Genomic DNA, 26,414 nt, shown 5'->3' on the forward strand with positions numbered 1-26,414 from the left:
TCCTTGCGTGGCTCGAAGCCCCACAGCTTACGAACAAGCGGGGCAGAAGCACGGCCGGACCATCCCATTAGCTGACCTTAAGCCGTGGCAATACCCCGCCTCGTCAACCCTTCGAGAGCTTTACTGAATGCTGGATAAGGATGCGGCATCATTAGTCTGACAAGAATGAATCCAGTTCCTGCGCCTCATAGGTGCTCTGCCCGAAATCCCGGTGCGAAGACGCGCAGCAGCTCTTCGACCCGTCCGGCCGTTGCCCGACCAGGCTTCAGGTGCTTGTGACGGTTGTAGAACTCCATGAACCCGCTCACGACCTTGTTGAACTTGAAGGCCCTCACGTCCCGGTCCACCTGGTCTTCGAAGGACGCAAGGTCGATGCAATCCGAGCCTTTGTCGGACAGCCACCGCTTCATCCGCGACAGGAACCTGCGCTGCCCGATGATGTGCTCGTCTGACCACTCCCCACCCTCGAAGTAGGTTCCGATGAACATCAGGTACAGCCGCAACTCGTTGGGATCGTAGTCATCGGGACTGACGGCGTTTCCCTTGGACTTCGACATTTTTGCTCCGTCCTTCCTGATGACGCCCTGGTGGATCACTTTCCTGAACGGCTCCTCCTGCGGGACGATCCTCATATCGAACAGCACCATGTGGATGAACCGGGTGTAGATCAGGTGCATGCAGGCGTGTTCGGCCCCGCCGACGTATAGGTCGACGGGTTGGTAGCAGCCATCCGGCAGGAACTCGGCGTCGCTGTCGGTCAGGTAGCGCAGGTAGTAGAACGAGGAATCGACGAACGTATCCAGGGTATCCGTCTCGCCCTCGATCGGGATCGGGCAGCCCCATGTCCGTTGTCGCGAGACGCACCAGTCCCTCAGGTTGTCCAGCCACGCCCGCTGCATCCGCTTGGTGGAGTCCGGCATGTCGATCTGATCCAGGCCCGCGATTAGTCGGGCCCGGTAGTCCGTGATCCGGAAGTACCATTGGTTCATGGTCCGACGCTCGACCGCACTGCCACAGCGTTCGCAGTGGCCGTCGATCACCTGCTCGTTCGCCAGCACGGTCTCGCAGGACGGGCACCAGTTCACCTCGCCCCAAGCCTTGTAGGCCAGCCCGCGCTCGTACAGGCGCGTGAACAACCACTGCGTCCATTTCACGTAGGACGGATCACAGGTGACCAGGCGCTCCTCGTAGCACGTGTTCATGCGGGCCATCTGCCGCCTAAACTGCGCGATGTTCTCATAGGTCACATCAGCCGGATCGCGTCCAACCTTGCGAGCGTAGTTCTCGGCCGGCAGCCCGAAGGCGTCGTAGCCGAAAGGCTGGAAGACGCTCATGCCGCGGTGTCTCAGCCAGCGGCAGTAGGAATCGATGACGGCGTAGTTGTAGTAGTGCCCCAGATGTAATCCCGCCGCCGAAGGATACGGGAACATCACGGCACAGTAGAAGTCGGCTCTCATGGCTCAACTCTCTGCGTTCGGACGAACGCATGAGAGGAGCGTCGCCCAGATTACTTCGCGAGAACGACGAAAGACCCGGCCGTCGGAACGACCGGGAGGCGAAGTCGCGGAGTGTGAGCGAACGTGATCATGGCCTGAATGTAACAATGACCCTCGCGCGGGTCAATGCGCGGCTCGGATCAAGCCGATCGGGAGGTGCCGACCGTAGCAGACCGAGGGTGTCAGCGCTGGGCCGTGGAATGTCCGCAGCGGGTCACGCACGGTGCTTCCCCTGCTCTTCAGGAGCGTCCGGTATTCGCTGGGAAAGCCGACATTCGGTTTTCTTCAGAGAAAGTGCAAGAATCAGACCTCTGCTGCTCTAACAATCCACCGGGTGAAGAGTGATGTAACGGGCTCGCACCGTCACTCTGAAGTTTAGCGAGGCTCTGCGTAGTGTACGCCGACAGGTAGGTGGGTTCGCTTAAGGAACCCGTCGCAAGGTGCCAACGCCGCTTCCGTCCAGGAAATCGATTGTCACCGCCGTCGCTCGGCTGTCTGGGCCAATTGAGAACCGGACTTCCGAGGGCATTTCCGGCATGTCAGCAGCGGGATAGGTGAAGAACAGGTCGCGATCGAAGTGATGCAGGGCAGTGGTTTGCTCCTCTCCCGGCCCGACCTTCAGCACAAGACCTCCTGCTTCACGTTTCACGATGGCCTCACCAACGTAAGAATTGGCGTAACGCCCCTCATACGCCTCCAGCGTAAGGGGAGGACTGGACGGGACCGGAGGCGTGGCATAGGTCGCCCTCGCTGCCTCGATTGCCGGCCCGAACAGCCCGGCATACGCCTTGTTCCACGCTGTCACCCAGTCGGCTCTGACCTCCCCGTGAAAGACCATGTCGGCAAAGCTGTCGCTCACCCCTTCGGGAACGCCGGTCGGGAATGCATTGGACAGCACCACAATCCCGAGATTCGATTTCGGATAGAGAGTAACGAGACTGCGCGCACCCGCACTGAAGGCGCCCGCATGCCCCCATGTCAGTCCATGCCGTCCGAACTCCACATTCCAGCCAAGTCCATAGAATGATTGAGCCTGCGTAACCGCATTAAGTCCACGGGACATCAAAGGTTCATGGGTTTCATCGAGAGCCTCGGCGGCGATCAGACGCTTCCCATCGGACATTCCACGGCCAAGTTCCAGACGTGCCCAGTTGGCCAGATCGCCAACCGCAGAACTGACTCCACCGGCGGGGGACTGCGGGTCCGGATTGCGCTGCACCTTCGCGGCCCAAGCGCCATTATCCCTGATGTGCAAGGCAGCCCGATCCGGTCGCGCGAGAAAGTCCGCATGCCGGGAGCTTGTCGACATCATCCCAAGCGGTCGGTAGAGTTTCTCCTCGGCGATGTCCTCCCAGGATCGGCCCGTCGGTCGCACAGCCGCGACCGCTCCGGCCGTGAGGCCGAAGTTGCTGTAGGCGTAGGCTGAGCGAAAGCTGGAGGCCGGGGGCAATAGCCTCAGACGCTGAAGGATTTCGTCACGCCCGTAACCGATCTCCTCGAGGTCATTGCCGGCGCCACCGGGAAGTCCACTGCGATGGGCAAATAGATCGCTGATTGTGACCATGCTCGTCGGATAGGCCTCAGCAAGGCGGAAGGCAGGATCGACATCCGCGACCCGGCTGTCCCACGAGACGATCCCTTCACTGACCAACGCCGCTACGACTGTCGAGGACACCGGCTTCGACAGGGAAGCGATCTGGAACACCGTATCGGCACCAACCATACCGGGTTTGCCGATCTCACGCAGGCCAAACCCCTTGCGGTAGACGACCTCGTCGTCATGAATGATGGCGATGGACAGGCCAGGCACTTCTTTTGCCGCGATGATCCTGTCGATCATGGCCTCGAGCCTGGGCAGCGCGTTCGTGATCCTCTCTCGCGGAATGGTCTGCGCCTGAGCTAAACCAGGCAGAAATGCCATGGCTGCCGCCGTCACGAACACGTGACCGCGCCATAGGACCAAGCCAATCCGAGTCCGCATGGATGACCTCCGTGGAGTGATGATCCTATCCTATGTAGTTTGAGATATCCGGGCCGGAAAGTGCAGCATACGGAGTATTGCTGAGGTGACAGCAGAACCCACAGTCTGCTTCCGGACATCAGCTCTCGGGGAGAATGACAGTGATTGCTTCAATGCCCAAAACCCGGCATCGCACACTGGTCCTCGGGAGCTTACTCGCAATCAGTGCGACGGCTTGTACCACCCCTGCGCAACCGCTTTTCCCCGGCTCTCCTGCTTAAGCCATCAATGTGGGGGATACCAAGCTTGCCGCTACGACCTACTACCAGAGCGGGGCCTATGACAGCGATCTGTCCATTGTTGCAGCCCGGGCCGGCGCTTGGATGGCCGCACGCATTCCCCAAGTTCGTCGTCCTGCTGTCGTGTTCGACATTGATGACACAGCCCTTTCGAACTGGGAGGTGATCAAGGCCAACGATTTCGGCCGCGTCTTCAAAGGGCCATGCCGATTCCTCTCTGATGGCCCCTGCGGCTGGGTCGCATGGGACTTACTGGGAAGGTCTCCGGCCATCCCTCAATCCCGGGCAACTTTCCGTCAGGCGCGCTCTCTGGGTGCCGAGGTCTTCTTCATCTCCGGACGGGATGAAAGCCAGCGTGCTGCGACCGAGAGAAACCTTCAAGCCGCAGGCTACGATGGATACCGCCGGCTCATTTTAACGCCAGGGGAAAGCTACTATCGCTCGGCTGCCGATTTCAAGGAGCCGCAGCGCGCGGCCATCGAACAAGCCGGCTATAAGATCGTGGCCAACATCGGTGACCAGCCCTCGTATCTGGCTGGGGGGATGCCGAAGGGACCTTCCTGATGCCGAATCCTTTCTACCGGATCCCGTGAGGTCGACAGCCATTCATGAGACGGCCTTGGCGAATCGATTGGTCTCTTGACGCTTATCGGGCACGAGTTCGGAGCCTTTACGGCCGGATGGTCCTTAAGTCCGCCAAGGGTTCAGGCAGCGAAATTCCCAAACTTTTTAGGAACGTCCGTGGTTGTGTCGCACACTCAGTTTCTACTTGTCTATACTGGCGCGCTCGCACTGGCCGTTTGGCGTAGAATTAACGACTTAGCGCTGCCGCTATGACCGCGACTGCCGATGGAAACTGTCTATACTTCGATTTTGCGACAGACCCCACCGTGAGCCTTGGCCTCGTTCCTCCAGAGATTGTCTCCGACCTGCGAAACGAGAGAACGGCTACCGGTCGGACTGAGTTTCAGTCACCAACTTACGGCATTCAGAAGTCTACGCCGACAAGGACGGCAGAGGCCGTCGCGCAGGGTGACTTGCACGATCTGGTGGAGACTGGATCCGGGCCGATGCCATCCAACGTCATCATCGAGCCGGAGGCGCGGAAGCAGCCCAGAGAACCCTGATGGGATGTGAGTGTCTGCCGGCTCGAGAGGTCGACCTTTGGGAACTTGGAACCTTAGCCGTCCCTGGCCGTCATCCTTGTGCAGAGTGTTACGGCCTCGCGCTACGATGATACGCTTCTCTGCGGGGTCAACCAGCACTGGTAGTCGTGGCTCTGCTGGGCATCACCGTCCTAGTTCGATTGTAGCAAGTGAAGGCAGAAGAGATTCCGCTCATCGCACCAGCACTTCGCAGGTTGCCAACCGGCTTGGCTCGCCAAGTTCTGGAATTTCCCAGGATCATACTTGTACGAGGTGTCCGTGTGGATGCTCTCCCCTGACCCAAACGTGATTGGGACCTCACCAACCTGATACGTCAGTGGTTTGGTAGCAACCAGATGAGCCTCAACGCGGAACGGGTCATTCTGCACTCGGGCCTCGTGGCGGAAGTCACCAGGATCGAATGCAGTGCCGAGAAGGCGATTGAGGTGGACCAATAGGTTTTTGTGCAGCTCAGCCATAAGCCCATCAGCCTGGTTGTAAGCGCGAAAGAGGCTCTGTTCATCACGATTGGGATCGGCTCCGACCAGAAGCCAGCTCGGCCCAAGGGTCTTGCGTGCCCGCGTCAGAAAGGCGACTGCGCCTGCAGGATCGAAGTTGCCAATTGTAGAGCCTGGAAAGAAACCCAGAACCGGACTTGCCCAACGCTGGATCGGAAGGGTGATCTGCTTCGTGTAATCCGCGCAAACTGGAGTAACCTCGATCCCCGGATAGTCCTCTGCTATCCTCAGTGTGGCAGCTTCGAGATACTCACGTGAGATGTCGAGGGCGACGTACCGCGTCGGTGCAGTGAGGGCATTGAGCAGTATGCGAACCTTGTGGCTTGCTCCGCTACCAAACTCGACGATCGTGGCTCCAGATCCAACCAAGCTGCCAATCTCCTCGACCGTCGAGCGCAGGAGAGCACCCTCGCAGCGGGTGAGGTAGTAATCCTGCGTGTTGCAGATGCGGTCGAACAGGGACGAACCCGTCTCATCCCACAAGTACTTGCCGGGAAGCATCTTCTGGTCACGAGACAGACCGCCAAGCACATCCCGCAGCACCTCATCTCGCTCAATCAAACTGGCCTCCTGGGTGAGTACGGGCATCGATGAGATTCCCTCAATTAGTCTCCGTCGAGTGTGCGCCTCACTTCTGTGGCCAGCTCAGCATAGGTGAAGCTCTTCTCGATCACGTGCATGCCAAGGTCCACACGCCTGTGATGCACAATAGTGTTTGAGATGTAGCCCGTAGTGAAGACCCTGTTCTTTCAACACCTCTACCCCGCCTCACCGAGCACCTTGCAAACGGTGGCCAGCGACAGGCCAAAGTGCTTGGCCACTTGAGTGGGGGCTACGCCTGCCACAAGAGCGGCTCGCACAGCCTTGCGCTGCCCCTCCTGCAGCGGCAAAGAACCATTGGCAGATCCCAGGGGTCCGGCTTGGCTGGTACGTCTTGGAGCTAGCCGATCCAAGGACGCTCTGGCTTGTGTTGCCGTCGCCCCCTGCCCTTCTCCAGCCGGCGCTGCACTTCCTCGACGAGTTGGCCCAGCTGAGCGTCGGACCGGCTGGCCAGCGCCGGTGCCTTGGCCGAAAAAGGAGCCGGTTCAGACAATGGCGTCGGGGTGGTCAGCGTGACCTCAAACAGGTCGAACGTGCGTGGTGAGGGACCCTTGTGCGACATAGACCATATATGGGCATCCGACGGTCCGGCCCCAAGGTTAAGGACGCGGTCAATTGCCGTGTCTAGCGCAATCGTTGCTCCTGAAGCGAAATGCCCGCCGGCACCTTCAGTGTTCCCTCCCCTCCATCCAGGTCGAGGAGGCGACTGTTGCTTGGGACGACAAGCCCTTCCCCGATCTTCGGTAGCTCGGGCAAAGCCGTGCACGCCACAGCAGCCCTGCCTGCTGGCGAGGTCTCGGTGCCAGCGAGCCGTGCATCAGGTTGACCAGGTCGTTGAATGTTTCCCTCAATCCGGATGCTCTGATCCGGGAATGCCCAGATGAAGCGCTGGCCCGTCTGCTCCCACTTGCCTGGCCATTCCCCCAGCTTTGTGCGGGAGGCATCGAAGATGTAGGGGCTTACCTCGTCGTTCTCGAACTCGCCTCCTCCGACGCCGCCCCCGGGGTAGAAGGTGATCACAAATAGGGACCGATCAGAGGCGCGGGTGCATTGCCAGAGGGAGCCAGCAAGGCTCAGGCCGTCGGCTATGGCCATCGGAGACGCCAGAACAATCCCGATCACGGGGAGCAGGATGCTTCTCATAGGCTATCTCCGGTCAGAGATGGAACAGCGTAGCCGCTACTTCCTTGCTGAAACTTGTCAGGCGGCTGGGTTGGAGCGGTCGGTGTTGCCGCCGCTGGATTCAAGGAAGCACACCAAGGCAAAGAGGCTGATTACCGCCACGAGCTCTGCGCCGGACAGGAGCCAGGATGGGGAGCTCTCCCGCAACGGCCCCACAGCCAGCAGTGAGAAGAGGAATGCAACAACTGTGCCCCACATCAACATGAGAAACCGTCCCTTGGAACGGGAGGAAGCTCTATCTCAGAAAACATGAACAGCCAATGATCGGCTGACGTCATAGCAAAGGAAGGCTTACACGATGCCCCAAGCACGGTAGCGGGTTCGGCCGGTGAGCTCGCGTGGCAGGGCACCGCCGAGCTGGACCAGCATGAGGTCTATAGCCTTGGGCGTGACTTTCAGCAGTTTGGCCCCGAGCGGAACCGTCACCAGCGGCCGCGACAGGAACAGCTCAACCAGTTCCGGCAGCCGCGAGTTGGAGCGGGTTTTGACCGTGACCCTGTTCATCAGCTCGCGGGCGAGGATCAGCCGGTCGAGATCCTTGTGGGCGAGAACAAGCGCCTCCTCCAGCACCTGGCAGAAGCCCTCCAGCGTCTCCGCTGCCCCTTCCCGGCCCTGCGGCCGGAACTTCGATTGCTTGAAGCCGGCGGCGAGCGGCAGCAGATGGGCGGTGAGGCCCCTCGCCCGCAGGATGGCGGCGGCCATGATCAGCCCGAGCCAGGGCAGGCGGGTGTAGAGGTTAAGATCCAGCCACGCATTCCACGCCACTGCGGCCGCGGCAATCGCCGGCCAGCCGCTGGTGCGGTGGACCACGTCGAGCCACAGGTCCTCGGCTTCAGCTTCGTCCTGATCTGGGTCGTAGACCAGATGCGAGCGGCTCCGTGGCAGCGGGATCTCGCCGGCGAGCACCTTGCTGGTGCGGTCCAGGAGAGCATCGATCTCGGCAAAGTGTGCCTGCCACGGATCAGCATCGTTGGCATAAAGCGGGTAGGCTTCGTCATCCTCCGGATCCGGCCGCTTGGCTTTGGACCGGGCGGGCTTGTCCTCGGCCATAGGGGCGACGCCGCGCAGGGCAGCCAGGCCGTCGATGGAGAGCGGCCAGGGTGCCTTTCTGGCTAGGGCGGTGCGCCGGGCGCGCAGCGCGGCGGCGGCCCGGGTGAGCTCGTGGGTGGGATGGCGTACGTCCATGCTAGCGTCGTGCAGCACCAGATCGCCCACGTCGACGAGATGGCCATCCAGCAGCAGGGCCCGTACGGCCTCGGTCATGTCACAGCGCGACTGCCAGCCGGCACCCAGGCCGGAGGCTTCCAAGCGGGCATCGAAGCGCAGGATGCTAATGGTGACCGGCTCGATCCGACCGGCAGTCTGCTGCCACGGCAGCTCGGGCAAATCGTAGGTGTGGGGTGTCAGCCGCTCGTCGTCGTAGTTCCCGCCCCTGCTGCCGAAAGTCACGCTTGGATCCTTAAGCTAAGTCATTGGTGCTACGAGATATAGCTTAACAAGAGGAAGCAAAGCAAGAGATTGCTACGGCGCGACGAAAGGCAATCCCGTGCTCTACACAGCAGCATCCGCAAGGATCGTGATGGTTAGCCGACAAGCGGTTCTGGACAGCACCGTCGCCCACGAGTGAGGCACCAATTAGCGCCAGAGCCCCGTATCCTAAGCGTGTTTCAAGCGCGATGAGGAAGTTCTCCTCTCCCCCTGCCGGTTAACGAAGCGGCTTGAAAGGAGTTTTCACACGATCAATTGGAGATATTCCGAATTTTACAGATCTTGATAACGATGAGGTCTCTCAGCTTGCCCCCTCTCCTCTTGGAATCTCGGCTGGAAGAGTCCTGAATTTTCGGGAGCTTGTATCCGATAGGGCGCTCTTTATTTCGCCGGAAGGAAAGAATCGAACAACCCATCCCTGGTTGCTGTTGCCGGATAACCTCGGTGCATATGGGAAATGTAAGAGATCTTTGCATCTGCAAAGATCTCCCGAAAGTGCACCTTGATCGCAAGGGAGAGAGTAGTGCTCTTCCCTTTGGCTCATGGCCCTAATTGTTTTTCTGAGCCTCGAACTCTCGATAAATATCTGTCAGTCTTGAGATCAAGAAGTTTGCAAACTTCGGTTCAGGACGCTGATCAATCTGAAGGGTGCACTTTGTCTCTGAGGCAATGATGCTTACAAGTCGGCGGTGGTGAGGATCTTCCCAGAATTGAGCTTCAGGGCGTTCCTTCTTCTGGAGGCGATCGACTAGTGTGCGGAAGCGAGCGTCAGAATTCCTTGCTTGAACGTCATTTTCGGCCAAGATTTGTCGGCCGCGCTTGACGCAAGTGGGGTCTTGGAAGAGATCCATAAGGGTCCGCCAGCGAGGGCGGCCGATCCCTGGTGCGGGTCCGATCGCATTGATGATATCAGTCGGAATCCGGGAGCCGACAGCAATCAGAGATGAGAGATCTCCCTCATTGACTGAGAGTGCTTCTCGAATGACCTTTCGCTTGAAGCCTCGGTTTTCAAGAGCCACAACGAAGCGTGCCTTCTCAATGAAGGTTAGATCAAGGCGAGCGTTGTTTTCCTGACCTTGAGCGATAATCAGCTCTTCGTCCGACATCTTTCGAACAGTGGCCCGGATCTTGATGCCAAGCCGTTCCGCAGCTTTGACGCGGCGGTGGCCGTAGGCGATCTGATAACGGTCAGGAACGTTAGGATGCGGACGGACAAGAATTGGAACTAGCTGTCCTTTTTCTTTGATTTGTTCCGCGAGCTCGGCAATAGCCTTATCAGAGCTCTCCATCCGATCCTGAATAAACGAACTATCCAGAACTTGAGGATCTAGCTCGATGATTGTCTGACCGGTCTCCATCTGGTCTTTTACAGCCTTGAGCTCATTCTCGACCGCAAAAGCTTCACTTAGCTTTCCAAGTGCGCTTCCCCCTGCTCGATTGATTCCCCACTCTTTCCTCTTGGCATTTGCAGGTTGATTATCTGCCTGATGATCACGAGAGAGCGACGCTGCTAGCGTCGCTACAGAGCCAGCTAACTGCTCTGCGGCTTCCTGAGACGACTCAGCAACGCGAACTATGGGCTTTACACCCTCGTGGCGATCCTCGGCTACGAGGTTCGGGAATTGGGATGGCAGCTGCTGTGCTTCCGGCTCCGACTGGGGCGTAGGCATGAGCCTGCTGAGAACGGAATTCTTCTTGCTCATTGTTCTCTCCCCCAAGTCATGCGAATAAGGCCTTCAATCTCGGCGTTGACGTTGTTCATGGCATCGATCGCCCGGTCGTACGTCGATTTGGTGAACCTCTCGCGCGACACTTCGTAGATCGTCTGCTTGTTAATGCCAGCGTCTGCAATCGCGGTGCTCTTCAGCATCGGATTTTCGAGAACTGCCTCTGGGAATAGACCCCGTAGGTATTCCACCATACCACTTTGTGGACCGTCGCCTGGCTCGTAACGAGTGACGAGATACTTCATCCAGTCGTATTCGACAGTGCCGCCGAACTTCTTCACCACGCCTAAAAGATCAGCCGTCATCGTCAAAAACTGGGACATAGACATCACGTCGAGCATCTGCGGGTGCACCGTCACAATGAGGGATGTGGATGCGCTCAGGGCTGCTAGCGTGAGGAACCCGAGTTGCGGCGGACAGTCAATCACCACGACATCGTATTCGTCAGCAACCTCAGCCAATGCAATGGTAAGGCGTGAGAAGAACTTTGTTTCACCCGGGCGGCGATTGGCGAGTGCCTTTGGTGTTTCGTGTTCAAATTCCATCAACTCAAGATTACCCGGAATTATATCGAGCCCAGAGATGTAGGTGCGGCGGATAACCTCACTTGGGTGACAAGCCTCGTCATCATAGCGGATTGAGCCGTAAATGGTTTCGTTCGCGCCGACGTCAAACTCGGGTTGATATCCGTGCAGGGCTGAGAGGCTAGCTTGGGGATCAAGATCTATGGCGAGCACACGGTACCCACTTAGCGCAAGATACTGTGCTAGGTGCGCCGCACTGGTCGTTTTAGCGCTCCCACCCTTGAAGTTTACGCAGGAGATGATCTGAAGATGCTCTTTGCCGGAACGGTGCTTAATATAGCGCCGACCACCGCGAGCATTCTCGTCAAGGTACGCACGGAGAGCATTGATATCATCAAGGGAATACATGCGCCTCCCATTAGGGAGCGTCTCGGCTTCGGGACCTTTCCCGTCCAAGGCGAGTTGGCGAAGGTAGCCGTTGTCGACGCCAATAAGCTTTGCAGCCTCCCCGGAAGTAAACTTGCGAAGCGCCTTCTGAGCCACTGGGGGATAAAGTGCCAGGCGCTGTTGGTGAAGTGACTCGGAGAGTTCTTTGGCATGCATCAAGATGTAGTTGTCGTCGACTTTCAGACGTCGCGGAGGCGTCTGCATTTCGACTGGTGCTTCATCCATTTTTAGTTGAGGGATAGCCACATCAACTCTCCTAGTTACGGAAATTCGCCGCTGATGCGACGTCTTCCGTGAGCAAAGCCTGCGAATCGTAAACGGATGGTTAACGTCGCGATAAGTTGGTCTTAAAGAAAGCAATTATCTGTCTCTTTCTTATTTGCATAGGTACGAACCTACTTTGCAGCTGCAAAGTCCGTTTTGTAAGACGCCTGCCGCAAACGATGATTCGGCGGCATCCAGAAAGATTGCCGAGTACTTGCAGGTGATCTAATTGGCCTCCGCACATTTGAGGTCTTCTTCGATGCTGCACCGTTCAAATGCTGCCTCCCTTCCCACCGTCAGGGTGCGAATCGAGCATATCTTTGCATTTTGAAGGGCGGCAGACGGGCTGATGCTTGATGAAACCCTATCCGGTCATATCAGAGTGCCACCAGCTCCGAGATGCAGAGGAACTTTGCAGCTGCAAAGTTCCTCATTTGCTTTCTCTGCGAACTCAAACATTGGGCAGAAATTCGGCGACGCCACCTTAATCGCGAATGGGGCCGGATCGGCACTGCCGGGCAGCGCAAGATCGAGTAGCACGACAGCCAGGGTGTGGCCATGGAGACTCTTGAGTGTGGCCGCGCCGCAACCAAAGGCGGGGCTACATGACTCGGGCGGACGGACGACATGGCTTTACCTGACAGGCACTATTAGATCCTATGGGCTTCCTCCCCGGGCGCCGATCTTGCCCCCCCGGTTTATGGTACAGGCGAATGGCGGCACTCGAGCACCGATCATGAGGCCGCCATGAAACGCAGAACCTTCACCAACTCTCTCCTAGCTCTGTCCACAGCCCCTCTCCTCGCCCACCCAACAAGGGCACTTGCTACTACCGATCCATCCGGTCCGCCCCTCATGGGCGGCTCCATTACGGGCGTGCCTGGGATCAAGATCGGTATTCACACCCTCACCCGCCGGCCGACGGGCTGCACCGGCATTCTTTGTGAGCACGGCGCCGTGGGCGGCGTGGATGTGCGTGGCTCCGCACCCGGTACCTGTGAGACCGATCTGCTAGACCCGACTAATGCGGTCCAGCAGGTCCAGGCTATCCTGCTGTCGGGCGGCAGTGCCTACGGGTTGGAGGCTGCCACGGGCGTGATGTGTTATCTCGAGGAGCGCAAGCTCGGGTTCAAGTTGCGCGCCGGCGTGGTCCCGATCGTGCCGGCTGCCATTCTGTTCGACCTGGGTGTCGGCGACTTCACCATTCGGCCGGATGCCGAGGCCGGATACCAGGCCTGCCTAGCCGCCGCGTCAGGTTCTGTGGCCGAGGGCAATGTCGAGCGGGGGCAGGGGCCACAGTAGGCAAGATGTTCGGCCCTGCCTTTGCCATGAAAGCCGGTCTCGGCACCGCCAGCCATCGCGTTCCAGGCACGGATGTCGTCGTTGGCGTCATTAATATTCGCCTTGTCCACCAGCAAAGCCTCATCGGTCCGCGCCGATGTTTCGGCGATCGGTGCCATCGCCGCCACGGTGATGGCACAGGCTGTGGCCCGCGCGGTGGTTCAAGCCGAGAGCCTGACCGAGCATCAGCTCCCGGCCCGCCGAGACTGCGTGAAACGGTGAATAGAGCCCACAGGTCGATTTTTATGAGCGGGGAGGGGAGATTGGAAGTGGGGCCCTCTCTCACAAGTGCTGCCTTGTTGACTGCGGACAATGGTCGATTGAGGTTGCGCCCGCTTCGCTTCGAATCTCATCGGTAATCACATCGCGCGGCGAAGACGCTACTCCACGTCTTGGTGGGACGTTGGCAGGGCTAGCCCTGCCTTTCGTGCACTATACCTTGTGGCGTCGAGGTGTCGATGGGATCGCGGAGGGACCGGAAATGCGCCTTCCTAGCCCCCAGCGTCTCGATTACGTCAAGAAGGTGGCTCACCGAACGGGTTAAGCGATCGAGGCGTACCACAATCAGGACCTCACCCGGCTTGATCTGACGGAGGAGCCGCGCAAGTATTGGCCGGGCTCGGCTTGTGCCGGAGCCGTGCTCCTGATGGATTACATCGCAGTCCACTGTGCGCAATTCGTCCAGCTGAGCATTGTGCGCCTGATCCTCTGTGGAGACGCGAGCGTAGCCGATCAGGCGATTTCCGTGAGGGGAGGGGACTATCCCCGTTGAATCCTCACGGAATTTGGCAAAGAACCGTGAGTTTGCCGAGCCATTAGCTAAATGGGTTGGTGATCGTGAGATGCCCTCCGATCTGCTGGTCGCTTTGAAGATCCTCGGAGTAGAGGACCTCACACTTAGCGGCGATCGCTGCTGCAATGATGAGGCTGTCGTAGATCGAGAATCTATAACGCCGCGCGATCGCGAGGGCATCATCGTGAGTATCGATGGTTATAGGAACAACATCACAGAAATGGCGAACTCCAATCTGGAACCCGCTGATCTCGTCGAGATCCATTCTGAGCTTGCGCGTCATCACGTTCGCCGCCTCGTTGAGGACCTGCACACTTAATGTCCCGCCTTGTGAGAGCAGAGCCTCCGCGCGATCGGCCTTAGCCACATCCTCAGACAATAGGTACAGAATTACATTGGTGTCGAAAAACGGCTTAGCGCTCATTCGCCCCAAACCGATCGAACTTGAAGCCAGCTGGGAGGCGACCGCGAAACTGCCGGAGTCGGGACAGAACTACCGTTGCATCAGGGGTCTTAGAAACCTCGAAGGTCCGCGCCCCGGCGATCATGATGTCGATGTCGTCTCCCTCTTTGAGATCCAAAGCTTCCACCACAGCGGCAGGCAATCGGACGGCCAGTGAATTGCCCCATTTCGCGACTTGCATAGAATCTTCCTGATATACGTCTCAGAGAATGTATATCTAAGTCGCTGTCCTGAGCTGCGCAAGACCGACAGAGTCAGTCTTACCATCCTCATCAGAAGGTGTTTGTACACTCTCGCTTGACGTGAGCAACTGATCGTTTGCAAACATTTCTCAAGTCATTTTGTTAACCAGCCGCAAAGGGGAGGGCTTCCCCTGTCTTGCAAAAATGGCTTAAAAACAAAGAGCTTAGCGACTCGACTGCCGCTCAATGAGGATCCTGCCTGCGGTTGATCGAAGTGGAGCAGGTGACCATTTCAGCCCGATGCTGATGCAGTCTTGAGAGACCGCTTGAACTCATCCGCCACATCGTAGTGATTACTTGCTTTGCTTCCACTCCCGCAGCTATGCTGTTATTCATCAATAGCTTAGCTTACGAGGCAGCATCGTGGCTCCTAGGGCAGAGGGCTCAATCTCGAACCGGCTGGAGTCAATTGCGATCTCCGTTCTTCGTTTTGACGCGCGATTGGAACGGGTTTGAGCATGAGACGACCCACACGCCGGGAGATTGGCGCACAGGACCGCCAGATGCTGGACCGGCAGGCGCAATTTCGCCTGGCGGCTGATGCCGTGACTGCCGCGCTGGCCGGGGTGCATGAGGTCGAGGCGGTGGCGTTGATCGGCTCAGTAGCCCGGCCATTGTGGCGGGGAATCCCGCGGTTTCAGCCGTTCCGACATTGGGGGATCTCAGTCTGGCACGAATGCAAGGATGTCGATCTGGCGGTCTGGCTCGATCGCCTGGACCGGCTCCAGACCCTCAATCGGGTCCGCAGCCTGGCCCTCCACCAGTTGTTCAAGGAAAAGCAGATCGGGGTGGCTCACCATCAGGTCGAGATCTTCGTTCTGCAAGGAGAGGTGAACACCTATCGCGGCCGTCTCTGTTCCTTCTCGCAGTGCCCAAAGGTCAAGCGGGAATGTCTGGCCCCGGGGTGCGGACGGGATCCGTTCCTGCAGCAGCACGCCGGCTTTACCTTCTGGCCGGACGCGCTGGCGCCCGATAAAATCATGCATCTTTATGATCGGCGGCGCGGGATCCTGCGACGTGCTTCTTAGACACCGGCCGAGGGACAGGACGATCTTGTCGCGACAGCGTGACGCTAAATGGGACGAGATGGGGTGCGTAACGATCTGCGGCATTCATGGTGCCTCCTGTGCCGCCCCCCTTCAAGTGGAACCCGATCAGACGGAATGGCAGCGATGTGGACCGGATCGATACCGACTACCCCAGCGCTCCAATGCTTCCCATGAAGGGCCCTCAGCCGTGTCCCAATGGGGACTGAAGCCCCTGCACAATGGGCGGCGCGGATTGACATATTGCGGAGCTCGTTCAGCCATCATGCCCCGGATCCAGTTGCGTCTCACCCCACGCGGGAACCTCCTGCTGGAGGAGGCGAACGATGCACCCATCCTGGATGAAACAGTGGCAGCACGGCTGGCCAGCGCCTTTGGCCGTAGCCTCGGGTACGGGTTGTTGCAGCTTGGGGCGGGCGAGATCGGCCAATCCTTACCACCAGCCTTCATCTGGTGGCGCGATTTCGCCGTCCGCTATCTGGAGGCGGTCTGTCTTCATGGGTCGGGTGGGGCAGGAGAGGGACGGTCCGCCGCTTTCCTGTCCGCCATTGCCCTGCCGGCCGAGGCTGAACTCGCAACGCTCGTACTGACGGCCCCGATGATGCCGGGGGCAGAATACCTGACCGCTGATGTCCTGCGTCGGCTGTGGGTCGATCTTGGCACCGCGTTTACGGCGTCGTTCATAGCAGCCGGAACTGATCTGCAGGCTTTCCTCAAGACGCTGAACCCGGCTTGGAACCTGATCGGCCGTGTCCACTTCAATCTGGCGGAGAACCGCCGCGACCCGGAATGGCCCTTTGCCTTCCTGGCCACCTACACCGCCCGTCTGTCGGCCCAGGCGAGAGCCCAGCATGTGCCGCTCGGTCAGGCCTTACGCGAATACGCCGGCGCTGCCAATCGGGACAAGCTGTTGTCATTGCTGGTGCCGGTGCAGAGGGCGGCGGAGCACTTTGGCTGGCTCAAGGCAATGGTCGATACCGGAGAGATTTTTCATCCCGTACGCTGGAGCCCAGCGGAGGCCGCACGGCTCCTGAACAGCGTGCCTGACCTGGAAAGCGCCGGTGTAATCGTGCGCCTGCCCGCTCACTGGCGCGAAGGCCGCCCGTCCCGCCCGCAGGTCACCGCTACGGTTGGCGCCCGCCCGCCATCCGGGACAGGTCTTGACGCTCTGCTCGACTTCCACATGGACGTGACCCTGGAGGGTGAGCCGCTCACCGCAAAGCAGATGGCCACCTTGCTTGCTGGCACCGAGACCCTGGTGTTGCTGCGCGGCCAATGGGTCGAGATCGATCGTCCGCGTTTGGACCGCGCGATGCGCCGCTTCAAGGAGGTGCAGGACCTTGCCGAGCAGGAGGGGCTCACCTTTGCCGAGGCCATGCGCCTGTTGGCTGGCACTGAGGCCACCGGGGACGACGAGCCTGCCGTAGCTGCCGAGTGGTCGCAGATCACGGCCGGAGCGTGGCTGACTGAGACGCTGACGGCGCTGCGCAACCCTGACGGTGCCGGTGTTGATCCTGGCCCGGCCCTGAAGGGACGCTTGCGCCCGTACCAGAAGGCAGGTGTCGAATGGCTCCACCTCCTGAGTGGGCTTGGGCTGGGCGCCTGCCTGGCCGACGACATGGGGTTGGGCAAGACGATCCAGGTCCTGTCGCTACTGTTGATCCAGAAGCGAAAGGGAGCCGCGCGCAAGCCGAGCCTGTTGGTCGCTCCGGCATCGCTGCTGGCTAACTGGGCGGCGGAGATCGAGCGCTTCGCCCCCGGGCTGAACGCGAGGATCGCGCATTCCTCGGCAATGTCGGTCGAAGACCTCAAGCAGGTGACGGTAGAGGGACTGTCCGGCCTGGATCTGGTGATCACCAGCTATGGCTCGCTGCTGCGCCTACGGGTGCTGGGCCAAACGTCCTGGCACTTCGTCGTGCTCGACGAGGCGCAGGCGATCAAGAACCCCAATGCCAAGCAGACCCGGGCGGCCAAGGCCCTGCAGGCCGAGGCGCGCATCGCCCTGACCGGAACGCCGGTGGAAAACCACCTCGGCGACCTGTGGTCGATCTTCGACTTCATCAATCCTGGCCTGCTTGGGAGCGCGAAGGAATTCGGCCGCATCACCAAGGCCCTGGCCGAGCGACCGCACAACCCTTACGGCCCGCTTCGGGATCTGGTCCGGCCCTATATCCTGCGGCGAATGAAGACCGACAAGACTGTCATCACCGACCTGCCGGACAAGACAGAGGTCAAGGCGCTGTGTCCATTAAGCCGCAAGCAAGCCGCCCTCTACGCCAAGACGGTGGCGGATCTGACTGAAGCCCTGCAGGATGCCGAGGGGATCCGGCGCAAGGGGATCGTGCTGGCGACACTGATGCGGCTGAAGCAGATCTGCAATCACCCCTCACAGTGGCTCAACGATGGCAAGTGGGCCGAGGCGGACAGCGGCAAGTGGGCCCGCCTGCGCGAGATCGCCGAGGTGGTCGCCGCCCGCCAGGAGAAGATGCTGGTCTTCACCCAGTTCCGCGAGACGACGGCGCCTCTGGCCGCGTATCTGGGCAGGATCTTCGGCCGGCCCGGGCTGGTCCTGCATGGCGATACCGCGGTCAAGGACCGCCGGGCACTGGTCCAGACCTTTCAGGAGGACGAGACTGTGCCGTTCTTCGTCCTGTCGTTGAAGGCCGGGGGCTCTGGGCTGACACTGACCGCCGCATCTCACGTCGTCCACTTCGACCGGTGGTGGAACCCGGCGGTGGAGAACCAGGCGACCGACCGCGCCTTCCGGATCGGCCAGAAGAACAACGTGCTGGTCCACAAATTTGTCTGCCAGGGTACAGTGGAGGAGAGGATCGACGCGCTGATCGAGGCGAAGAAGGGCTTGTCGGACGATCTGCTGGCTGGTGGAGACGAGATTAACCTCACCGAAATGAAGGACGAGGATCTCCTGCGGATGGTGACCCTTGATCTGAAGTCGGTCCTGGCGGAGTAAGGCGGATGGCTCCTTGGTTCTATGAGGGATGGCCCCCCTACGTTCCGGTTGCGGAGCGTCGGAAGCAAGCCGCGCGCGAGATCGAGAAGCTGCGCAAGAAAGGGCACCCGGTCGCCCCCGTCATCCTTGAGGGGCGCACCATTGCCCGGACCTTCTGGGGCAAGGCGTGGTGCGACAACCTGGAGAGCTATCGCGATTTCGACAACCGCCTGCTGCGCGGCCGCAGCTATGTTCGCAATGGCGCGGTGATCGACCTTCATATCTCGGCGCTGGAGATCTCGGCGGTGGTGAGCGGATCGTCAATCTACAGGGTCAGCGTCAGCATCACGGCGCTGGGGCCGACGCTGTGGCGGTCGATCTGTAGGGATTGCGCCGGTGGCATCGATTCCCTTATCGAACTGCTGCAAGGCCGGTTTTCCAAGGGCGTGATGGAGCGGATCTGCCGCCAGGACAGAGGCCTGTTCCCCAAGCCGTCGGACATCCGGTTCTCGTGCACCTGCCCGGACGGAGCCTCGATGTGCAAGCACGTGGCCGCGGTGCTGTATGGCGTCGGCGCCCGTCTTGATGAGGCTCCTGAGCTTCTGTTCCGCCTGCGTGCGGTGGACGAGAAGGATCTGGTGGCCGATCTTGATACCGCGCTGTCCATCTCGAGCCAGCCGCTCGATACCGGAAAGGTCCTGGAGACGGACGACATCTCGGCCTTGTTTGGCTTGGACATGGCGGCGACCGGAGATGCTATCCCAGACCCTGATGCTCTGCCAGCCACCCCCCAGCCGGTGGCCCGAGCTAGCCAGAAGTGGACGAGCACAAAGGCAGCAAGCCAGAAGACACCCGTTCAGTCTCGCCCGCCACCAGAAGTGAACACGCATGCCGCACCGCCGGCGAGGCAGATCCGTAAAACCGGCAGGGCCGGCAAGGCGCTCCATTCCGCTGAGCCAATCGCGCAGGCTCGGCCCAGCGGCGCCGCCCCGACTCAAAAGGCATCCAAGCGGATCCGAGATCCCAAAGCCGTGAAAGGCAAAGGGAAGCGGACAATGCGGGAGCCTGAGATAGAACTGACCCCGGACGGGTTCGTAAAGTGGTGGAAATGACGCTGAACTCACCGGAACCAGGAGCGCTTGGAGCCTCTGACCACGGTGCGGCGAACTTCCTTCATGCTTGGATCAGAGCGGGCGAATGCCCATATAAGTTGCATGCCGCACAAGGGTTCTTCGCCTCGCACCCCCGACCTGTTCGAGGTTACCCTGACGATCCCGACGCCTTCGGCCGAACCAGCTCCGGCCGAGGCGGCGGCGCTGGCCAGCTTGTCTGACGCTCAACTGGCGCAGCAGCTCGGGCAAGTCTTGGAGGAGGTGCAGCGCCGGATGGAGGAGGGCAGGGGCAGCCGGCCTGAGTTGATGGCGGCGATCAGAAACACCAGCGTAGCCCTTGAGCGCCTCAGTCCGCAGCCGTCACGACAACGGGTCAAGCCCTCCCGATCCGGCAAGAGCTCATCCACCTTACAGGAGGGGCAGCGCAAGGCGGTGCGGGCTGCCCTTCTGGCGGGGGTAGCCCCCACCCAGGTGGCCAAGCACTTTGGCCTGCCACTGGCGGCCGTCCGCAAGGCGCTTGAGGAGACCGCCTAGGCAGCCGCGGCTGCAGGCACGCTCCCGATCTGGATCACATCCGAATACCCGTTCCCAACCTCATTGAGATCCTCTGGCTTTTAATCAGAGGGTCCTGGGTTCGAGCCCAGCGCGCTCACCAACAATATCAAAGGGTTACTGGCTCGGCCCTTTGCGCTGTTTTCTCCCAGGTAGTCAGTAGGTAGCCGGACGTTGAGGTGGGCAGGACTCGCTCGGGTCTGAGGTTGAGCCGACATTAGGAGCGGGAACGCCGAAGTGAGCCGTTCGGATCCTATCCTCCGTCACTCCCAGCGTATTCAAACTGTTGCCACGAGGCTGCACGCGACGAAGCCTTAAGGTCTGGTCTCCCGGAGTGGAGAGCGGAGTAGTGTGGTGAAGGTTCTGCAAATCGCCTGAGCGGGGCGGTCATGGCAGGATGGTGATGTTCAACGTCACGCACTCCGAGAGGAGCCCCACCATGACCACTGCAAAGGATAAACCCGCCGCTGGACTTGCTTCAGATTAGATACTGCTGGCGAATTCATCATGCTGGGACGGGAGCCATCATGAGTCTGGTGAAGGCGGATTGCCGGGTTCGTGCGAGCGGCGTGCCCGCGAACCAAGCCCCGAGTCGGATGAGGTTCATGGCCGCCGCCGTCAGCACGTGTTGCAGATGCGTTTTGGCGAGGCCGATATAGCGCGAGCGCCGCAGATGCAGGACTCCGACGCCGGCGGAAATCGTTCCCTCAATGCCGGCGCGCTGTCGATACTCTTTTGAGAAGGCAAGCTGCGCCTCGCGCTGGCGAGCCGCCTCCAGCGTATCGTGTTCCTCGCGTGGTCGTAGCGTGAGCAGTCGCCGCCCGCTTCGGGTACACTGTGTCTTCAGAGGACAAGGTCGACAATCGCGGGTCGAGAAGCGAACTTTGAACGTGGTTCGCCCCTGATGGTAGTCAGGACCCCAGCTCTTGCTCTGATGCCCTACCGGGCAAGTCGCCACTTCCCGGTCCCAATCGAGGAGGAAGTCCTGCACCGTGAAGCCTTCTCCTGAACGGGCCTGCCACTGATAATCCTTGGGAGCCGGCCCTAAGAGCGTGACGCCTTTCTTCCGGCTGGCGACAAGCTGGTCGGCCGCAACATAACCGGCATCGGCCAGATGAGTATCGGGCAGCAGGCCCTCGGCTTCGAGCGCCTCATGGATGTCTTCGAGAGCGTCGCGATCAACGACGGGTGCCAGCGTGGTCTCCACATGCGTGATCAAGTGTGGTCCGCCTTCGTCGCACGTCTCGGTCAGATGCACCTTGTAGCCGATCCAGATCGTTGATTGCTTCCTGGCGTAGTGCACCTCCGGATCGTAGGGCGAGTCGACCATCAGTAAGGAGGGTGGAAACCCCTCCTGGTCGGTCCGCCACCGCACCCGAAGTGGCGCCTCCATCCCTGTGGTCGGAACATCGTCCATCAGGCAGAAGTTCTGGACCCAGGCCTGCCGCAACAACTCAACAGCCGGGATCTGTCGCAGCCAAATTGGCACACCAGGAGCCATGATGGCCGTAAGCAACTGATGACCATCACGACCAATCTGCTCGGCATAGGCGCGCCGCTTCGCCGCGCCTTGCGGCACCTCGTGATCGCCAGCCCGCCGGTCATAGCGCTCCAGCCAGGCAGGATCCGCCTCAGCGCGCAGCCACTCGGGGGCCGCTGTCGCCAAGGCATTCAGGGCAGCCCGCAGGGTCTCGGTCACGCATTCGAGGCGGTTCAGGAAGCGGACGGCTCCGAGCACATGGGTGGAGTCGGTGCGCTGCCGGCCCCGGGCGTTCAGTAGCTTCAGGTCTCGGCACAGCGCCAGGAGAGTGTCGAGCAGTTGCTCTTCCGCGCCTCCTGCCACGAGACGGCCGCGGAACTCGCTGAGAACCGAAGCGTCGAAACCAGGATCGGTCAGCTCCAATCCCAGGAGATACTTCCAGTCGATGCGACCGCGGACAGCATCGGCCGCCCGCCGGTCGGACAGGTTCTCGGCGAACTGGAGCAGGGTCGCCAGCGCCAGCCGCCATGGGCATTCCGCCGGTTGTCCGCGGTGGGCGAAGAGCGGCGCGAACTGGGCGTCGGTGAAGATCGTCCCAAGGTGGTCGCGCAAGAGCAGATAGGGATTGCCTTGGGGAAAGGCTGCACGGGCGACGGTCGCGGTCGAAGTTGGAACATCACCACTCACGGTGGGGCGAAGCGACATGGAACCCTCCAGGTCTGGATCCAAGCCCCTACAGCCTGAACGCAGACCTCCCCTCAACCGCTCCAACGCATTGAACGATGACGACTCTGACGAGGAGCGTCAGCACCTATTGCCGTTAGTGACCCGCCTGGCCTGCGCCGACACGCCGGAGGTGGAGCAGGAGCGCGAAATCTATGTGGCCTCACGCCTGCGGTGGCGTCAGTTGTTCCGTCAGCGCCTTGCCATCCTCGAGGGTGCCTTGGCCATTGGTCGGCAGGCCGGCGCACCGGTGCCCGCCGAGGCGAGAACACGGCTCGAGGGGGTCCATGAAGGAGCGGCTGGGGGGCTGGTCCTCCCTGGAACTTAAGCGCCACTGCGATGCGGGGCGCTTCTCTTTGCCGGGAGTGGCGGAAGCCTGTCCGACCATCCCTCCTCGTTGGGAGCACTAGCAGCTTCCTCTTTCAGGAGCGTGCTCTAGTTCCAGGGCAGGGCGGACGCATGTTAAACAACCTGTGAGAGGCCATCCACGTGCCGATGCAGCGCCTGTTCATCATCTCTCCGTCTCTGGCGCGCCTGATCTGGAAGGAGAGGGAAGGGGAGCGTGTGCGAGAAGGCTACTTCCCTGGCCAACAGCAACGCAGCACGTATGTCCAGATTGAGGAGACGCGGAGCAGCCTTATCCTTGAGGCGAATGGTGACGGAACTCCTGAGGAGTGGACAGATCTGCCTCCGGCCCATGCCCAGGCACTACTCGCGGTCAGTCAAGGTCAGGTAGAGTACATGCGGACCAGCCTCTCGATCGGCTCACACGAGATCCACATCCTTCATCTCGTCAGGCCCGGTCCCCTTGATCTGATCGCGCTGATGGCTGGACCGGAGGACGTGCAGGCCATGCCGCCGCTGGCCTGGTTTGGCCCGGAGGTAACGGAAGACCCTGCTTACCAAAGCCGCTCCATGGCTCGGAACGGAATGCCGTCAGCGCCTGAGGTGGAGATCACAGACGCAGCGCTCAACAGCCTGCTCGATACCCTGGAGGGCCGCATTGGAGCACACCAGCCGCAAGCAGCGGCTCCTCAGCGGGTTGCTCCTTCAGAACCTCCTGTGGCTGAGACCGAAGCGGACAATGAGCACGATCAGAATGATCTCACCATCGAAGACAGCGTCATTCGCGATCTTGCCCGTTCCTTGAGCCCTCGCCGCTAGCCGGCCCGACAAGCGCTCAAATCCGCTGTGGGGCGGGCGCCGCCCCTACGAAGCGGCTCTGATCAGACCGCCTTCAGATTAACGGCCGATTCCTTGCCGGAGCGGCGGTCAGCCTCGACCTCATAAGAGATCTTCTGGCCTTCCGCGAGGCCACGCAGGCCGGAGCGTTCAACCGCACTGATGTGCACGAACACGTCCTTGCCGCCATTGTCCGGCTGGATGAAGCCATAACCCTTCTGGTCGTTGAACCACTTCACCGTTCCTGTCGCCACGAAACTCTTCCCTCTGTTGGACCCCACTCAGCAAAGAGAGAATCTTAGCAGTCGGATGCGCAGAGTCGAGAGCAGCGTGTGTAGCCTCAACGACAGTGGGATCCACACAGAACTGCACCCTGTCAGCGTCAGCAAGGGGAGGGCGTAGGGCCGCCTATGAACGGGCAGCCTTGGCGTACGTCTTCACGAACTCTGCTGTGAGAGCACGCTGCCTCTCGTCAGTCAGGGGAATGGGATTGGCTCTGTTCCACGCCCGCTGCTCCCGTTGGACGAACCGTTTGCGCTTGCTCTCGATGTCCTGAGGAAGATGCACGGCCAAAGGCTCAAAGTTTCGACGCAGCTGAGCTTCGGTTCTCTTCCGGTACGAAAGGTTGGCCTCTGCAGAGACGGCTGCGGCTATGCCGTGCAGCGTTGGGTCTGGATGGCGGGCTTGTGCATCCTCCTCAATCTGACGGAACGCTCTTTGCTGAGCGGCATAGTGCTCCTTCAATCCAGGGGCATGCTCGAGCAGATAGGCCTCACGAGCCTCATCCCAGTCTTCTTGCCGCCCGCTGGTCGGAGGTGCCCGTCTGCCTGAATTGATCAGCATCGATAAAGGTCCTTAGATCTTGCCGTGGAGGTCTGCATCACGGACCTCAGGATGGCCAAGCCACTGCCGGGCCTCCTCCAAGCTGCCGAATGTGTGCTCCATCTCCGTAAACGGGGTGGGCCTTTCCTCTGGAGGCAGGTCGACCAGAAGCTCCGCTGCCCAGGTTGCGTTGTCAGTGTCGCCACTGCGCACCAGGCTGGCGATAATCACGCCATTGAGCAGGACATCATAGCTGCCAGGAGCAAGCCGGGAGAGGCTGTAGACCATGTTTATGCTGTTCTTTCCGTGTCTTTCGTTGCCATCGGTGCCTTCACGTCAGGATGGTTCTGGGCCAGCCGGTCCCGACCCCAGCCAAAGCTTCCCAAGTCTTGGCCATCTCCCGCAGTTGGTTGCGCTGAACGCCATCCGAAACCTGCCTAGCTCGGGAGCCAACAGGCACATGCACCAGCAGGTTACGAATTGGCCGCTATCGTAGTTATAGTCTGAGTTTCTTACCAGGCCTCCAAAGACAGAACCCCGCTCAGTTCTACCCTGGGCGGGGTTTCTCTGTGCTGCCGTTTACACGCGCCTTGGCAACAGGGGAAGCGCAATCGGTGTCCCCCGCTACGGAGCCTCGTCGTCCAGGGTTAAAGCCAGCTTTGAGCACAACCTGATAGTGCCGGACCTCGCCGTCCTCGACGTGGCCGCGGGTCTGGACGACTCTTCGAACCAGTGCAGGTTTCTCAACGTCTGGCTGGCCCGCTTGATCGCGGTCTGGATAGCATCCTCAATGCTGGTCTCAGAGGACCCAACAAGTTCAACCATTTTGTAGACGTGATCCGACATCGCCTGCTCCTGCTTATCATTCCGCGGGCACATAGAGCGCAACCCAGCGCCTGCCAGATTTCGGATACGTCATCAGCTGCCCTTTCCGGAACGCAGAACCTGCTCATAGGCATTCGGTTCGTTCCAGTGTTCCATAGCGCGTGTGGCCAGCAGGCGCCCTGACGTGATGATGCGCACACAGGAGATCCCCTGCATGTGGTCTGACTGGTGTGCACGGCACAGCTGTCGTTGTGGCGGTGCTGGACAGCACCCTTCTACTTCGCAAGGCTGAGTGAGCTTCGTACAGCCGTCTTGGTTTTGCTGCTGGTAAGCTCCTTCAGGAAGGTCGCAGCCCACCAGGATACGGTCACGTCCGTCAATGAGTGTAAATTCGGGTGCGGTTTGAGGTGGCCATTGGTCAGCTCGCCTGTGGGGTGATTGCCAGAGCCTGCGGGTTGATCATCGGTGTTGCGAGTTCGGTCATCCCTTCGATCTGCATGTAACGGTGCTGGAGCTGCCAGTCGTCATTGGCCTCCAGCAACACCGCCCCGATCAGGCGCTTGATGCTGTCCTCATTCGGGAAGATGCCCACCACATCAGCCCGCCGTTTGATCTCCTTGTTCAGGCGCTCCAGCGGGTTCGTGCTATGCAGCTTCGTGCGGTGCTGGGCCGGGAAGCTCATATAGGCCAGCGCGTCATCCAGGCTGTCGTCGACGAAGACCTTGAGCTTGGGCCAGCGGTTGTGGAGCTGGTCGGCAAAATGGCAGAGGCTGGCCCGGGCCGCCGCCTGATTGGGCTGCTGAAAGGCCTGACGCAGCCCGGCCGCCACCATGGTCTGGTGCGCCTTCGGCACGTAGGCGAGCGCATTCCGGGTCCAATGAACCCGGCACCTTTGCCAGGTGGCACCCAGCACCCGCCGGATGGCGGCCTTGAGGCCCTCATGCGCATCCGAGATCACCAGCTTGATGCCGGTGAGCCCGCGCTTGACCAGATCCCGCAGGAAGTCGGTCCAGAAGATCTCCGCCTCGCTCGGACCGATATGCAGCCCGACGATCTCGCGCCGGCCCTCGGTGGTGACCGCAACAGCCACTATGACGGCTACCGAGACGACGCGCCCACCTTCCCGCACTTTGAGGTAAGTGGCATCGAGCCACAAATACGGCCATTCTCCGGTGAGCGGGCGCTGCAGGAAGCCGGTCACCCGCTCGTCGATGTCCTTGCAGAGCTTGGATA

The 26,414-nt window shown here is 60.3% G+C and carries 23 protein-coding genes and 2 pseudogenes; 9 read left to right on the forward strand and 16 right to left on the reverse strand.

The window, feature by feature from the left end; genetic code table 11:
* Nucleotides 1-185: 185 nt before the first annotated feature.
* On the reverse strand, nucleotides 186-1,457 hold the full coding sequence (locus JKL45_RS25290; RefSeq protein ID WP_201864569.1) for a class I tRNA ligase family protein: 1,272 nt from the start codon (nucleotides 1,455-1,457) through the stop codon (nucleotides 186-188).
* Nucleotides 1,458-1,917: 460 nt separating this feature from the next.
* The gene (locus JKL45_RS25295; RefSeq protein WP_376771078.1) at nucleotides 1,918-3,477 is read right to left on the reverse strand and encodes a serine hydrolase; all 1,560 of its coding nucleotides are present in this window, start codon (nucleotides 3,475-3,477) and stop codon (nucleotides 1,918-1,920) included.
* A gap of 269 nt (nucleotides 3,478-3,746) precedes the next feature.
* Between JKL45_RS25295 and JKL45_RS25300 the strand changes: the two genes are divergently transcribed.
* The gene (locus JKL45_RS25300) at nucleotides 3,747-4,319 is read left to right on the forward strand and encodes an HAD family acid phosphatase (RefSeq protein WP_201864570.1); all 573 of its coding nucleotides are present in this window, start codon (nucleotides 3,747-3,749) and stop codon (nucleotides 4,317-4,319) included.
* A gap of 733 nt (nucleotides 4,320-5,052) precedes the next feature.
* On the opposite strand, the gene egtD is transcribed toward JKL45_RS25300, so the two are convergent.
* From egtD to repA, 5 genes are all read right to left on the reverse strand, one after another.
* Entirely contained in the window at nucleotides 5,053-6,006 is a 954-nt protein-coding gene (gene egtD, locus JKL45_RS25305; RefSeq protein ID WP_201864571.1) for an L-histidine N(alpha)-methyltransferase, read from the reverse strand.
* 636 nt (nucleotides 6,007-6,642) lie between these two features.
* Nucleotides 6,643-7,161, reverse strand: a complete 519-nt coding sequence (locus tag JKL45_RS25310; protein WP_201864572.1) for a hypothetical protein — start codon at nucleotides 7,159-7,161, stop codon at nucleotides 6,643-6,645.
* A 330-nt stretch (nucleotides 7,162-7,491) separates the two neighbouring features.
* Nucleotides 7,492-8,649, reverse strand: a complete 1,158-nt coding sequence (locus JKL45_RS25315) for an RHE_PE00001 family protein (protein ID WP_312897034.1) — start codon at nucleotides 8,647-8,649, stop codon at nucleotides 7,492-7,494.
* 587 nt (nucleotides 8,650-9,236) lie between these two features.
* A complete protein-coding gene (gene repB / locus JKL45_RS25320) occupies nucleotides 9,237-10,391 on the reverse strand; it encodes a plasmid partitioning protein RepB (RefSeq protein ID WP_201864573.1) in 1,155 nt (384 codons plus the stop codon).
* Nucleotides 10,388-11,590, reverse strand: a complete 1,203-nt coding sequence (gene repA, locus JKL45_RS25325) for a plasmid partitioning protein RepA (protein WP_201864588.1) — start codon at nucleotides 11,588-11,590, stop codon at nucleotides 10,388-10,390. Before repA ends, repB begins: the two co-directional genes overlap by 4 nt.
* Before the next feature lie 807 nt (nucleotides 11,591-12,397).
* On the opposite strand from repA, the gene JKL45_RS30565 reads away from it, so the two are divergent.
* Together JKL45_RS30565 and JKL45_RS30570 are read left to right on the forward strand one after the other, a co-directional pair.
* Nucleotides 12,398-12,952 carry a P1 family peptidase gene (locus tag JKL45_RS30565; RefSeq protein ID WP_281401813.1) on the forward strand — a complete coding sequence of 185 codons (555 nt, stop codon included), beginning with the start codon at nucleotides 12,398-12,400 and terminating at the stop codon, nucleotides 12,950-12,952.
* A 102-nt stretch (nucleotides 12,953-13,054) separates the two neighbouring features.
* Entirely contained in the window at nucleotides 13,055-13,213 is a 159-nt protein-coding gene (locus tag JKL45_RS30570) for a hypothetical protein (protein WP_281401814.1), read from the forward strand.
* Between the two features lie 211 nt (nucleotides 13,214-13,424).
* Here the strand turns inward: JKL45_RS30570 and JKL45_RS25335 are convergent.
* The 3 genes and pseudogenes from JKL45_RS25335 to JKL45_RS25345 all read right to left on the reverse strand — a co-directional run.
* Nucleotides 13,425-13,754 (reverse strand): annotated as a pseudogene (locus JKL45_RS25335) (recombinase family protein); the annotation flags it as partial.
* A gap of 52 nt (nucleotides 13,755-13,806) precedes the next feature.
* A complete protein-coding gene (locus JKL45_RS25340; protein ID WP_201864574.1) occupies nucleotides 13,807-14,208 on the reverse strand; it encodes a PIN domain-containing protein in 402 nt (133 codons plus the stop codon).
* On the reverse strand, nucleotides 14,198-14,428 hold the full coding sequence (locus JKL45_RS25345; RefSeq protein WP_201864575.1) for an AbrB/MazE/SpoVT family DNA-binding domain-containing protein: 231 nt from the start codon (nucleotides 14,426-14,428) through the stop codon (nucleotides 14,198-14,200). The genes JKL45_RS25340 and JKL45_RS25345 overlap by 11 nt, the downstream gene beginning before the upstream one ends.
* A 564-nt stretch (nucleotides 14,429-14,992) precedes the next feature.
* Between JKL45_RS25345 and JKL45_RS25350 the strand changes: the two genes are divergently transcribed.
* The 4 genes from JKL45_RS25350 to JKL45_RS25365 all read left to right on the forward strand — a co-directional run bounded on the left by JKL45_RS25350 (nucleotide 14,993) and on the right by JKL45_RS25365 (nucleotide 20,131).
* Nucleotides 14,993-15,517, forward strand: a complete 525-nt coding sequence (locus JKL45_RS25350; protein ID WP_201864576.1) for a hypothetical protein — start codon at nucleotides 14,993-14,995, stop codon at nucleotides 15,515-15,517.
* Nucleotides 15,518-15,800: 283 nt separating this feature from the next.
* The gene (locus JKL45_RS25355; RefSeq protein WP_201864577.1) at nucleotides 15,801-18,506 is read left to right on the forward strand and encodes a DEAD/DEAH box helicase; all 2,706 of its coding nucleotides are present in this window, start codon (nucleotides 15,801-15,803) and stop codon (nucleotides 18,504-18,506) included.
* Nucleotides 18,507-18,511: 5 nt separating this feature from the next.
* A complete protein-coding gene (locus JKL45_RS25360) occupies nucleotides 18,512-19,597 on the forward strand; it encodes an SWIM zinc finger family protein (RefSeq protein WP_201864578.1) in 1,086 nt (361 codons plus the stop codon).
* A gap of 27 nt (nucleotides 19,598-19,624) precedes the next feature.
* On the forward strand, nucleotides 19,625-20,131 hold the full coding sequence (locus JKL45_RS25365) for a hypothetical protein (protein WP_246498936.1): 507 nt from the start codon (nucleotides 19,625-19,627) through the stop codon (nucleotides 20,129-20,131).
* A 523-nt stretch (nucleotides 20,132-20,654) separates the two neighbouring features.
* Here JKL45_RS25365 and JKL45_RS25370 read toward each other — a convergent pair.
* Nucleotides 20,655-22,334 carry an IS1182 family transposase gene (locus tag JKL45_RS25370; RefSeq protein ID WP_201864579.1) on the reverse strand — a complete coding sequence of 560 codons (1,680 nt, stop codon included), beginning with the start codon at nucleotides 22,332-22,334 and terminating at the stop codon, nucleotides 20,655-20,657.
* Between the two features lie 109 nt (nucleotides 22,335-22,443).
* Here JKL45_RS25370 and JKL45_RS25375 point away from each other — a divergent pair, with 109 nt between their 5' ends.
* Both JKL45_RS25375 and JKL45_RS25380 read left to right on the forward strand, forming a co-directional pair.
* Complete coding sequence (locus JKL45_RS25375; protein WP_201864580.1) at nucleotides 22,444-22,680, forward strand: hypothetical protein; 237 nt, start codon at nucleotides 22,444-22,446, stop codon at nucleotides 22,678-22,680.
* 161 nt (nucleotides 22,681-22,841) lie between these two features.
* Nucleotides 22,842-23,516 carry a CYTH domain-containing protein gene (locus tag JKL45_RS25380; protein ID WP_201864581.1) on the forward strand — a complete coding sequence of 225 codons (675 nt, stop codon included), beginning with the start codon at nucleotides 22,842-22,844 and terminating at the stop codon, nucleotides 23,514-23,516.
* 62 nt (nucleotides 23,517-23,578) lie between these two features.
* Here the strand turns inward: JKL45_RS25380 and JKL45_RS25385 are convergent, their stop codons facing one another.
* From JKL45_RS25385 to JKL45_RS25405, 5 genes and pseudogenes are all read right to left on the reverse strand, one after another.
* Nucleotides 23,579-23,788, reverse strand: a complete 210-nt coding sequence (locus tag JKL45_RS25385; RefSeq protein WP_201864582.1) for a cold-shock protein — start codon at nucleotides 23,786-23,788, stop codon at nucleotides 23,579-23,581.
* Between the two features lie 154 nt (nucleotides 23,789-23,942).
* On the reverse strand, nucleotides 23,943-24,377 hold the full coding sequence (locus JKL45_RS25390; RefSeq protein WP_201864583.1) for a hypothetical protein: 435 nt from the start codon (nucleotides 24,375-24,377) through the stop codon (nucleotides 23,943-23,945).
* A 12-nt stretch (nucleotides 24,378-24,389) separates the two neighbouring features.
* Nucleotides 24,390-24,644 carry a hypothetical protein gene (locus JKL45_RS25395; protein ID WP_201864584.1) on the reverse strand — a complete coding sequence of 85 codons (255 nt, stop codon included), beginning with the start codon at nucleotides 24,642-24,644 and terminating at the stop codon, nucleotides 24,390-24,392.
* A 361-nt stretch (nucleotides 24,645-25,005) separates the two neighbouring features.
* Nucleotides 25,006-25,202, reverse strand: a pseudogene (locus JKL45_RS25400) (dodecin); the annotation flags it as partial.
* Between the two features lie 397 nt (nucleotides 25,203-25,599).
* Nucleotides 25,600-26,414, reverse strand: an 815-nt coding sequence (locus tag JKL45_RS25405; protein ID WP_201864585.1) for an IS256 family transposase, incomplete at its 5' end; no start/stop codon positions are given.

It is taken from the genome of Microvirga soli (assembly GCF_016734765.1).
GTDB lineage: Bacteria > Pseudomonadota > Alphaproteobacteria > Rhizobiales > Beijerinckiaceae > Microvirga > Microvirga soli.